The 11,673-nt window shown below is 70.8% G+C and carries 8 protein-coding genes; 4 read left to right on the top strand and 4 right to left on the bottom strand.

Translation table 11 applies throughout. The features are described from left to right. Positions 1–21: 21 nt before the first annotated feature. Positions 22–393 (bottom strand): hypothetical protein, encoded by a 372-nt coding sequence (locus ACGFRF_RS34385; RefSeq protein WP_393746776.1) that lies wholly within the window; start codon positions 391–393, stop codon positions 22–24. A gap of 622 nt (positions 394–1,015) precedes the next feature. Here ACGFRF_RS34385 and ACGFRF_RS34380 point away from each other — a divergent pair. From ACGFRF_RS34380 to ACGFRF_RS34365, 4 genes are all read left to right on the top strand, one after another. After that, complete coding sequence (locus ACGFRF_RS34380) at positions 1,016–2,149, top strand: restriction endonuclease (RefSeq protein ID WP_393746775.1); 1,134 nt, start codon at positions 1,016–1,018, stop codon at positions 2,147–2,149. Between the two features lie 386 nt (positions 2,150–2,535). Then, positions 2,536–6,342 carry a S8 family serine peptidase gene (locus ACGFRF_RS34375; RefSeq protein ID WP_393746773.1) on the top strand — a complete coding sequence of 1,269 codons (3,807 nt, stop codon included), beginning with the start codon at positions 2,536–2,538 and terminating at the stop codon, positions 6,340–6,342. 1,013 nt (positions 6,343–7,355) lie between these two features. Next, on the top strand, positions 7,356–7,997 hold the full coding sequence (locus ACGFRF_RS34370) for a carbonic anhydrase (RefSeq protein WP_393746771.1): 642 nt from the start codon (positions 7,356–7,358) through the stop codon (positions 7,995–7,997). Positions 7,998–8,320: 323 nt separating this feature from the next. Then, on the top strand, positions 8,321–8,713 hold the full coding sequence (locus tag ACGFRF_RS34365; protein WP_393746769.1) for a hypothetical protein: 393 nt from the start codon (positions 8,321–8,323) through the stop codon (positions 8,711–8,713). 101 nt (positions 8,714–8,814) lie between these two features. On the opposite strand, the gene ACGFRF_RS34360 is transcribed toward ACGFRF_RS34365, so the two are convergent. The 3 genes from ACGFRF_RS34360 to ACGFRF_RS34350 form a co-directional block, all read right to left on the bottom strand. Then, a complete protein-coding gene (locus tag ACGFRF_RS34360) occupies positions 8,815–9,789 on the bottom strand; it encodes an L-threonylcarbamoyladenylate synthase (RefSeq protein WP_393746767.1) in 975 nt (324 codons plus the stop codon). A gap of 344 nt (positions 9,790–10,133) precedes the next feature. Then, positions 10,134–11,093, bottom strand: coding sequence for a hypothetical protein (locus ACGFRF_RS34355; RefSeq protein WP_393746765.1), 960 nt, complete (start codon positions 11,091–11,093; stop codon positions 10,134–10,136). A gap of 2 nt (positions 11,094–11,095) precedes the next feature. Then, a complete protein-coding gene (locus ACGFRF_RS34350) occupies positions 11,096–11,356 on the bottom strand; it encodes a hypothetical protein (RefSeq protein ID WP_393746763.1) in 261 nt (86 codons plus the stop codon). Positions 11,357–11,673 lie beyond the last annotated feature (317 nt).

The following is an 11,673-nucleotide window of genomic DNA, read 5'->3' as shown; positions in this document are numbered from 1 at the left end:
CGACATCTCGGGGTGGGCCGGTCAGGACAGGTGCGGCACGCAGCCGAACCAGTTCACCGCGTGGTCGTCCTTGGTGTAGCCCATGCACCTCAACGTCTTGTCGTGCAGGGTGCTGGTTCCGTCGATCTGCTCGTCCAGGTAGTCCGTCCTGTGGCGCGGTTGGACGAGGGTGTCGATGTCGATGACGTACCAGCGGTGTCTTTGGTCCGGGATGTCGCAGCCGTGGGCGGTGACGTTGCGGCTGGGCCCTTCGCTCCATATCGGGCGTTCGGCGCGGTCGCAGTGGGCCCTCTCCGATGCGGTGGCGATGCCCGCGCCGGTGCCGAGCAGGGCCGTGGCGCCCATGGCCACCGCCGCGGCGGCGCCGAGCAGGCGCTGCGGGGTGCGGTTCATCAAGTGGTTCTCCCTCGGCGGTTGCAATGACGGACGGTGGACAACTCGTCCACCTTGGTGTGATCGTCACATCGGTTCTGCCGTCCGTCCTGCCGGCCGGTGGATCAGTCCCACGTCCCGGTGACGACCGTGGTGCCAATGCAGCAGCGGGCGTGACGCAGGTCACTTCGCGGCGCGTCGCATCTCCGGCTCCCCCTCCGTCGATGAGCCTCTGCCAGGAGTCTCCGGTGATCCGTCGGTGGCGGCCGGTGCTCTGCCGGCCTTGGTCGGCAGGACCTCGGCGTGGGTGGTGCAGCTGCCGCGGTCGGCGTCGATCCCGCTGCCGACGGACTGCCCACGTCTGTCCGAGTGAGAGCAGGTATCTGCCGTCGCTGCCCGGATCGGCTACAGTCTGCTCACTTCAACGCACGGGGTATGGGGGGAAGTAGTGCCAGTCGGCATATGTTCGGTTTGCCAGCTGCAGCTGCCTGTGGGCAAAGGATGCATCGTCTCCCACAAGGTAGGAGGGCAGACCTGCCCGGGATCCGGCCGGCCGGCTGCGGGACTGCGCTCTCCCGAGAACGACGCCGGAGCCACCGGCGGCGACAAGAAGACGATCCGGCGTCCGCCGGTGGATGCCTGGGTGGAGACGATTCAGCTCTTGCTCATGCTCCTGGGCGTGGTCGCGTTCCTCGTCGTGCTCATCGGGTTGTTCTTTTCCGAGATCGTCCCGCTGATCGCACTGGCTGTTGTCGTTGTTGCGGGAATCGCCGTATGGATACTCAACGCCACCCCGGCGGGCCGGCGCAACAGCGCCCGGGACGAGGCTGAAGCGGCCCGACAGGCCAGAATCCGCGAGAGGGAAGCCGTACGCGCCGAGCAGGAGCGGCAGGATGCTCTTGCACGTGAGGCGGCCGAAGCAGCCCAGACCCTGCGGCGCGCGGTACGTCAGCTTCTTGAGGGTCTGCCGGAGCGCGGAGCGCCGCAGGAGGAGGCGATCGCGTACTGCCTGTCGAGCACCAGCGCGGCACGCAACCCACGCGTCCAGGCCGAGGCGGAGCGGCTCGCGCGACGGCATGTCGCCGTCGACGAGCGCATCCTGTGCGTCGCCCTGTCGGAGACCGGCGGGTCCGCGAAGCGTCCGGCACTGTTGATCCTCACCGACCGCGCAGCGGCGGTGTCGGACAAGGGCACGTCCTACCGATACGACCCCGATCCCGATGATGTGACCGAAGGCTGGGGACTCCAGGTCGGGGACTTGCTCTTCTCCTTCGTCGCCAACCCCCGACTGTGGATCGCTCTCGCGGCCCGAGAGGAGGCCGCGGCCCTCCCCGCACCAGCCGCACCCCCGGTGGGCCGACCCGAGCCACGGCTGATCCGCACCGCGCGGGAAGCCGAGCTCATCGCCGTCGACTGGATGCGTTACCTGGGCTTCACCGATGCGGTGGCCACGCCCGTCGGCGCCGACGAGGGAATCGACGTCATCTCCGAGCGGGGCCTGGCCCAGGTGAAGATGGAGGGCAGCCCCACCACCCGCCCGACGGTCCAGCAACTCCATGGCGTCGCCACCGCCAAGGAGAAGGAGGCCTTGTTCTTCTCACTGGCCGGCTACACCCCGCCGGCCGCTGCGTGGGCCTCGCAGCACGGTATCGCCCTCTTCCAGTACGACCGCCAGGGGACGCCCCAAGCCGTCAACACGCCTGCACTGCGGCTGCTGGAGACAGCCGACGCACGGGCGTCCCAGCCGGCCGAGGGCGATCACGGCAGCGACGCGTAGGGCGGGCACCCAACCCTCACCATCCGCTGTGCCAACGGGAAGCAGTCACCGGCCTTGTTCGTGACCTTCCATCAAGCCGGTTCACCGGACGCGCGAAACGAACGACGGCCAGGCTCACCGCATACCGTGCACAAGACGTCGGGCCGGAACCCGCCCGTTTCGCCGACACCCCGTCCCCGCTGCCGAAGGTGACGAGGAGATGGGCCAACTCGCGCTGTCCTGCGCGGGGTTGGAAGGTGTCTGTACAGGAAAATACGAACCGTACAGTCAACTACGTAAAATATTCAAGTACTTTACACGCCTCCTTGAGAGGTGGTCGGATTCGATCGATCGCCGACCCTGGAGGGCATGTGCGCGTCCCTTTTATCCGAATATGCACGGCGTCGGTGGCTTCGCTTCTTGTTGCCGCCCTGGTCGTTCCGACAGCAGCCCACGGCGCCGAGTCGCTGCCGCCTCCCCCCATCTCCCCGGCCGGACACAGCGGTTCCCCGAGCGCGCCGCTCACGGTGACGTTGATCACCGGCGACAAGGTGTCGGTGACGCGAGGGCCGGAACGCGCCGTGTCGGTGGAGGCCGTCGAGCGTCCGCCGGGAGCCGACGGATCGGTACGTGTCGCCGTGGAGGACGGTGACACCTATGTGTATCCGGACGAGGCCATGGCCTACATCGCGACCGGCCGGCTCGACAAACAGCTCTTCAACGTCACACAACTGGTGGCCCAGGGCTACGACGACGCGCACACCAGCGTCCTCCCCCTGATCATGACCCGTTCGCCGGGCACGTCCGCCGCCAAGGCCGGTGCCTCCCGGAGCACTGCGCCGGCGGACACCGAGCTGCCGGGTGCGAGGACCACACGGCACCTTCCGTCCATCGGGGCGCAGGCCGTGCATACCAAGCGCTCGAAGGCCGCCGCCTTCTGGTCGGCTCTCACCGGCAGCGCAGACCAGGACGCCTCGCGGTCGACGGCGCGGGCCGGCGGCGCCCCGGACGCCGCCGCACCGTCGTTCGCCGCCGGCGTCGGCAAGGTGTGGCTCGACGGCAAGGCGCGGGCGGCCCTGGCCGACACGACGGCGCAGATCGGCGCTCCCGAGGCATGGGCCGCGGGAGGCACCGGCGCGGGCGTGCGCGTCGCCGTGCTGGACTCCGGGGTCGACACCACCCATCCCGACCTCGCCCCACGCATCGTGGGGTCCCGGAGTTTCATCGCGGACGAAGACGTCATCGACCGGGCCGGCCACGGCACGCACACCGCCTCCACCGTCGCCGGGACCGGCGCCGCTTCCGGCGGAAAGGAGCGCGGAGTCGCTCCCGGTGCCGATCTGCTGGTGGGCAAGGTTCTGGACAACTCCGGATCCGGTCCGATGTCGGGGATCATCGCGGGCATGGAGTGGGCGGCACGGACCGAGCACGCCAAGGTGATCAACATGAGCCTGGGCACGCCGGTGTGGCACACCCAGGACGATCCCCTGAGCCAGGCGCTCAACCGGCTGAGCGCCGAAACGGGCGCCCTCTTCGTCGTCGCCGCGGGCAACACCGGGAACAGCCCCTACAGCGTGAGCGCGCCGGGAACCGCGGACGCCGCCCTCACCGTCGGCGCCGTGGACACCTCCGACCACCTCGCCTACTTCTCCAGCACCGGGCCGCGCATGAACGACGACGCCCTCAAGCCCGACATGACCGCGCCCGGCGTGGACGTGCTGGCCGCACGCTCGCAGTACTCGCAAGGCGGAGAAGGCTACTACCTTTCGGAAAGCGGCACTTCCATGGCGGCTCCACACGTCGCCGGGGCAGCCGTCCTGCTGGCCCAGAAGCATCCGCAGTGGACCGGTCAGGAAATCAAGGACGCTCTGATGAGCACCAGCGTGCTGACCCCCGCCTACAGTCCCTACCAGGCAGGCGCCGGACGCTTGGACGTCGCCGCCGCCTACCTCCGGGACCAGGTCATCGCGAGCGGATCGGTGGACGCCGGACTCGTTCCCTGGTCGGCGGACGGGAAGCGCGAGCCGGTCAAGCGGCGGATCACCTACCGCAACACCACCGACCTCCCCATCACGCTGCGGCTTTCGGCCGACCGCGGCACCTCGCCCGCCGGAGTGTTCACCCTGGCCGTCTCCCAGGTCACGGTACCGGCGCGCGGCACCTCCACGGTCGGCATCGTCGCGGACCCGACGGGGCTGGCGCCGGGCCAGTACGCCGCCCAGGTCACCGCGCGTTCCGCGACCGGTGCCGTCCACACGGCCGTGGGACTCTCCGTCGAGTCCGAGAAGTACGACCTGACGATCCATCTGAAGGACCGGTCCGGCAAGCCCGTCAGCAATGACGTCGAGATCACCGACGCGGACGGCAGGACCACCGACATGTGGGTGCCGGACGGGACGCTCACCAGCCGCTTGGCCCCCGGCTCGTACACGATCGTCTCCACACTGGATGTGGAAGGCCGCCACGGACCCCACTCCCTCGGATACGCGGTACTGACCGCCCCCGAACTCGACCTGACGGGCGACCGGGACGTCGTACTCGATGCCTCGCGCATACGCCAGGTCAAGGTGGCCACGCCCAAGCCCACGTCCGTCACCACCAGCAGGATCGACCTCTTCCGCTCCTTCACCTCGAGTGAGCCGACGCCCAACGACGGGCAGGCCCTGCACGAGATCCTCATGCCCTCGCCCGCCTACGACAGCCTGTGGGCCCTCCCCACCAAGGGCACGGTGAAGAAGGGCAGTTTCGTCTTCACCACCCGGTTCCGGGCCAAGCAGACTCCCCTGAAGATCACCTACCGCGGGCGCAGCCTCGACGACACCTTGCTGGTGCAGCCGGGAAGCCACCAGTTCCCGGACGGCACCACGCACGTCGACGCCGTCTTCGCCGGAACCGGCACGCCCGCCGAGTACACCGGCCTGGCCGCCCGCGGCAAGGCCGTGGTCGTCCGCGGCAGCGCAGAGGTGGCCCCCACGGACCAGGCAGCCGCGGCGCGCACCGCGGGTGCGGCGATGCTCCTGGTGGTCAACGACGGCGACGGCCGCGGGATCGACTGGTACGGCGAGCCGGACGGCAGGACGGCCGGGCAGATCCCCGTCACCTCGCTCACCAAGGATGAGGGCGAAGACCTGATCAAGAGGATCGAGGACTCGGGAAAGAGCCGGGTGAAGCTGGCGGTCGAGGCGCACCCCTCACCGGAGTACCTGTACGACCTGGCCGACTACCACCGGGGCGGGGTGCCGGACGACCCTTCCGCGGCTACGGATCCCGGCAGTCTCGCGCGCATCGAGAACGACTTCGCTCCGCCCGCCGGCAAGCAGGTCACCGAAAGCCGGGAGGACAGTCCGCCCTACGAATACTGGCCGGCGGCCTACCCCTACGCCGGGTTCGGGATGACGCGCGTGCCTCCCTTCCCGCGCGAGCCGGTCGCCCCGGGACACCGCACCGACTGGGTGTCCGCCGGACACGGCGCCAAGTGGCAGCAGTACGCGGTCGTCGACGGCTGGTCGACCTTCACCGACGTGGTCGGCTACCGGCCGGGCAGCGTGCAGAACGAACGCTGGTTCGGTCCCGTCACACGGCCGCGCATGGTCAGCTTCGAGGTCCCGCACCGGGTCGGGAACGCCCTGGGCGGCATGCTCGCGGGCTTCGGAGACGGAGGATCCGCCCACAGCGGTGACACGAACCTGATGTCGCGGAGCTTCCAGCTCTACCAGGGAGACGAACTGCTGCTGCGCAACGGGGCACGGCCGGATTTCGGAGTGGGTGATCTGGCACCGCAGAAACTCCCGTACCGGCTCGTCGCCGACACACGAGCCAACACCGACCTCCTGCCCTACTCCACCACCACGCACACCGAGTGGACCTTCCTCTCCGGCAACGCGGACGATCAGATCATCCCGCTGGTCCAGCTCGACTACGGAACGGACGTGGACCTCGCGGGGCGGGCCAAGCGCACGTCGGTGTTCTCCGTCACGCCCGTCGTCGTCGGCAGCGACGCCGCCCAGGACGCGGTCTCCTCGGTCACACTCGAAGTCTCCTACGACGACGGGGCGTCCTGGCGGCGGCAGGACCTGAAGCGGAACAAGGACGCCTGGCAGACGCTGCTGCATGCCCCGTCCCGGGCCGGCTACGTGTCCTTCCGCGTCACCGCGAAGCAGCGCAACGGCGGAGGCATCACCCAGACCATCACCCGGGCCTTCGGCCTGCGATGACCTTCGCCGGGGGGGGGGGGGGGGGGGGCGGGGGGGGGGGGGGGGGGGGGGGGGGCGGCCCCCCGCCCCGGGGGCCCGCGGCCGGGCGGGGGGGGGGGGGGGGCGCGGGCGCGCCCGGCGCCCCCCGCCCCCCCCCCCCCCCCCCCCCCCCCCCCCCCCCCCCCCCCCCCCCCCCCCCCCCCCCCCCCGCCCGCTGCCTACCGTGCGGACGGAGCGTTGCGATCGGTCCCGCAGCGGCCTGTCCGCCCGCACCCACGGCCTGCACGGGATCCTGGACAACGAGGTCCTCGCCCGCCACCGCGACATCACCGCGGCGACCGACCCGGCCACCGCCGGGTCCACGGGACGGACGCTCCAGCAAGCGCGTGCCGATGACATCCAGTGCGCGGCGGAGCGGCCGCCCGGTCCGCGTGAGGAACCTGCGGACGGATCCGGGAACCGAGCGGGGCGGTGGACGAGCCGGGCCCGTGGGGGAGCTGTGCCCGGTGACGCCCGCCGGTACACGACCGGCCAGGCGATCCTCCAGGTCATCGCCTGGACCGTGCGGAAGCGACGGCTACCGGCCGCGGCCGTTCCGCAGAGCCGACCTACCTCATCGCGGCGTCGCTGCGTGAGGAGTTGACGGCAGCACGATTCCGCGGCCCTGATCCGCTCCCGACCTCGTAGTTCACAGAAGGCGCCTTCCACCTCGACTCCGCCTGGCACCACGGCTGGGAGGATCGCAGGACGGCTCTGCCCCTCGTTCGGCCGAACAGCGTGCGTGGTACCTGGCTCGTTGGGCGGGTGTGGAGCACGAGCGGAGGACCCCGGACCACGGCGGCCGGGCAGCGTGGTTGGTCGGCCGGCCGGATGGGGCGGAGCACTTGCGTCGTGCCCTGAGGAACCACGTCGAGGCCGTCCTGGCCGGACGCCTGGGGATGATGCCCAAGCCGTCGGCCTCGGCCGACCCGGCGGTGACAGAGGAGAGGAGACCAGGCGGTGCGACGGCCGGTGCCGGCTCGTAAGCTGCGGTCATGACCGAGATGCAGACTCCGACGCCCTGCGACGCCTTCGAGCTGCTGCTGGCCGGTAACCAGCGCTTCGTCGCGGGTGCCCCCGAACACCCGAACCAGGACGCCACCCGCCGCGCCGAGACCGTACCGGGCCAGCAGCCCTTCGCCGTGCTGTTCGGGTGCTCCGACTCCCGGCTGGCCGCCGAGATCATCTTCGACCGCGGCCTGGGGGACCTGTTCGTGGTGCGGACCGCCGGCCACGTCATGGGGCCGGAAGTGCTGGGCAGCATCGAGTACGGCGTGGACGTGCTGGGCTGCCCCCTGGTCGTGGTGCTCGGTCACGACTCGTGCGGCGCGGTCGGCGCAGCGTGCGCCGCGTTGGAGAACGGCATGACACCGGCTGGATACATCCGGGACGTCGTCGAACGGGTGACCCCCAGCGTGCTGGCGGCACGGGCCGCCGGACAGGTCGAGCCCGAGGAGATCCTCGCCGAGCACGTACGGCACACCGTCGACCTGCTGCTGGACCGCTCCCGGGTCCTCGCCGAAAAGGTCGCCGCCGGGCAGGCCGCCGTGGTGGGCCTGTGCTACCGCCTGGCCGACGGCAGCGCACAGCTCGTCGCCTCCCGCGGGCTCGACGCGGCAGTCCCCGTCGCATCCTGACCGCTCCCGGCCGTGGCGGCTCAGCGTGGTGTGCCACGGTCGGAGAAAGCGACGGCGGGGCGCCTGACGGAGGTTCCGGCGGTCGAGGCCGCCTCCCTCGCCGCGGGACGCCCTCGCGGTTGACGGCGGCGTGTCCTGCCTGTCGTGGTGACGTCGCAGGAGGCGACACGGCGCTCGCGTGCAGCGGCCCTGATCGTCACCGGTGCCGTGTCAGGGGTGGCGAGAAGACGAAAGCCGCTGGTTCGAGGCAAAGATGATCTACAACGTGACCCGCCATCGCGTCACGGGTGCGAATCGACGTCACCCCTGGGCAGAATGCACAGGTGCAGTCACTGCCGATTCCCTGCCCCGCTCACCTCATCCCGTACGCCACCGGGACCAACGCCTTCCACGACGCCTACCGCAACGCCATGGCGCACAACGCTGTATTCGTCGCCATCGAATCCGAAGGCCAGCGGTGGACCGTCAAGGCGGACACCCTCACCGCCGGCTCCGGCCACACGGTCGCCGATGCCGTCAACGATGCCATCCGGGCCGCGATCACCCGCCTGGTCCACAACCGCGAGGCCGATTTCGGTGCGCACACGGGACCGGTCTACTTCATGATGCACGGCCTGCGGAACGAGGAACGAGCCCGCGAACTCGCCGCCGCACTCCACGCTGCCCTCTACGGAGACCTGGAACCCCTGGCCCGCGCCGTCCCTCCCGGACCCTGACACCCACGCGAGTACCCAGGCCGCCCACATCTCCTGCATCGTGCGGCCTTACGCAGCCGCGGTCGGGAAACCGCTTCGCGAAGGCACGGCGTCGGTGATGGTCACGTGGTGGGCCGGGGCCCCGCGGCGCGGCGAAGCCGGTTGGCGATGGCCAGTCCCAGCCCCTCCTCCACCGGCAACGACGCGATGATGAGGTCGCACCCCTGCTGGTCCAGCTCGCGCAGGAACCCGTACAGCCCGCGCGCGTAGGCGGCCATCGAACCGGGGACCGTCACCACGGCGTGCGCCTTCACCGCAGCATCGGCGGAGGAAGCAGGCAGAAAGACGCCCACCTGGTGCCCCAGCTCCTGCGCCAGCTCCGCTTCGGCGACGACCTTCTCCGGCTCGACGAGGACGACCCGCGCGCGCGGTGCGTAGTGGGACGGATGCTGACCGGGCACCCGAATGCGGCTGGTGGCGGGGACCGCAAGCGGGCACCCCAGCACCGCTTCGAGGTCTTCGCGCGTCACCCCGCCGGGCCGCAGGACACTCGGGATCTCGCCCGTGACGTCGACGATGGTCGACTCGACACCGACCTCGCAGGAGCCGCCGTCCAGTACGAAGTCGACGGCATCACCCAGCTCGGCACGGACATGGTCCGCCGTGGTCGGGCTGACCGAGCCGAAGCGGTTGGCGGACGGGGCCGTGACACCGCCGCCGAAGGCTGACAGCAGCGCGAGGGCGACGGGATGGTCGGGCACGCGCACGGCCACCGTCTCCAACCCCCCCGTCGCTTCCAGGGGCACCCGGCGACCGCGCCGCAGGACCAGCGTGAGCGGTCCCGGCCAGAAGCGTTCGGCCAGCAGGCGCGCCGTCGCGGGCACGTCCTGGACCCAGGTGTCCAGGTGATCCGCGCCGCCGATGTGGACGATCAGCGGGTGGGTGGGCGGTCGTCCCTTGACCTGGAAGATGCGCGCCACGGCGGCAGGGTCTTCGGCGTTGGCTCCCAGACCGTAGACGGTCTCGGTCGGGAGGGCCACCAGGCCGCCGGCGCGCAGCACCTCGGCCGCCTTCTCGATGTCACTGGTTCTTGCCATCACTCTCGCAATCCTCCCACGTTCCGCCCTCCTGCTTTCCGGGCTCTCGCGTCGCCGCACGAAGACGAGACCACCGCTGTCGGCACCTCGTGAGAGAGTCCGGCAAGGACGTGATCGAAAACAACTTGCCAGGGAACCCGACCGACGTCGAACAGCACGTGCGGGCGGAAGCTGGCGGTGGCTACCAGGCGGCACGGCATGCCAACCGTTCGACTACGGCTTCGATGTCCTGTTGCCCTGCCCCGTCGACCCGGCGTGCACCGGCAGGCCTCGTACGTCGGCACGTCGGTCCTCCATGGGCGGGACCGAGGCCTCCGCTCCGATCGACGGCGTCGCCGCCGAGTTCAACCGGGCGCAGCGCCGTCCCCGGCCGCGTACACGGGGGTTCGGGCGCGCAGTCGCTGCATGAGGGCCTCGCCGAGCGCTGCGTCCACCGGGCCCGTGTGGTCCATGCCCAGTTGCGCCGCGAGGTCGGTGAGGTGGAGGCGGGTGGCTGCCTCCACGAGTTGGGCGTAGATGTCGATCGCGCTGCGCACCCGGAACTTGGCGGTGAGAAGGAGCGCGGCGGAGACGGGGGTGGCGGGCCACCACCACACCGTGAGCGGCGCGTAGAGCAGGGACCAACCGGCCAGCGTGGTGGCGCGGGTGAGGGCCTGCTCTGCTGCGGTGATCTCGGCGCGGGTGGTGTCGGGAAGGACGAGCCAGAGATGCGGCCACACCGCCGGCAGGTCGAGGTGGTGGTCGCGTTCCAGACGCAGTGAGACGGAGTGGATCCGGTCACCGCTCCAGGTGGGCCGGTCCGGTGTCTCCGTGGCGATGCGCCGCAACGCCTGGTACGCGACCTGGCGTGCGGCGGGGTCGGCCCGGCGGCCGTCGCGGGCCAGCGTGCGGGCGTCGGCGTCCAGTTGCCGCCGGTAGCGACGGTGCGCGGTGTCCCATCCGGCCCGCCGGGCGGTGACCCGGGCCTGGGCCCACCGTCGTAGTGGACGCGGCCAGGTCCGCCAGCCGGCGGCGAGTGCGGCGTGCCGGATCAGCGTGCCGAGGCCCTGAGCGGCCAGCCCCGCCGCCCCCGATGCGGCGAGGAACGCCAGGAGGAGGACGACCTGCCCGCCGATGGAGTTCACTGCGGGGGCCTCGGCCCAGAAGGTGATCTGCTTCGTGAGGCGGTGGACGTCCAGGGCGCCGGCCTGGCCGAGGATACGCGCAGCGGTGGCGGTCACCAGGAACAACGCTCCGGGCAGCACGAGCAGGGTCAGCCAACGCTCGGCGAATTTCTGCCCCAAGGCGTTGAGGAACCCGCCCACGGCTACAGACGCTCTCTGCGCAACCGCTGCCCGCTGATCCGGCAGCGCGGCACCTCCGGGGAGTCGGGCCACGCGTGCCGGGAGCACTGACGGGTCGGGCAGAGCAGCACGTCCTCGTCGGGGGTACCAAGATCAGAACCCACAAGGTTCAGACCACGGGCTCGGCCGAGGACACCTGCGGCGTCGCCGGCGACCAGCAGCGCCTCGTGGAGTTCGGCGAGGGGCGCGGTGGGGGCGTCTCCGGCCGCCAGAGCCGCGAGCACCTGCTCCAGTGGAGCTGTGCCTTGTGGGCTGTGATCCCTCAACGTTGCGCGGATGGTCTCGAGTTGCTCGCACACGTAAGCGACGTCCTCGTGCCACCCGGCGTTCCACCCGCCGTCGTGCTGGTCAAGCACTCCGTACCCCCGTTGCAGCGGCGAACTCTGGACGCGCTCATCCGATCGACCAGGTGAAGGCCTGGTGCCTCACTCGGGTCGTCCTGATACCGCTATGCTCTCCAATCTTGCCCTTTCCCGGCAACTGTCCTTCATGCTGGAGTAGTTGACTGCATGCGGTGGCGGGAGGGGCGTCAGTGGGGCAG

Origin of the sequence: Streptomyces sp. NPDC048521 (assembly GCF_043199855.1) — a bacterium.
Classification (GTDB): Bacteria; Actinomycetota; Actinomycetes; order Streptomycetales; family Streptomycetaceae; genus Streptomyces.
This window is presented reverse-complemented; position numbering and strand designations above follow the sequence as displayed.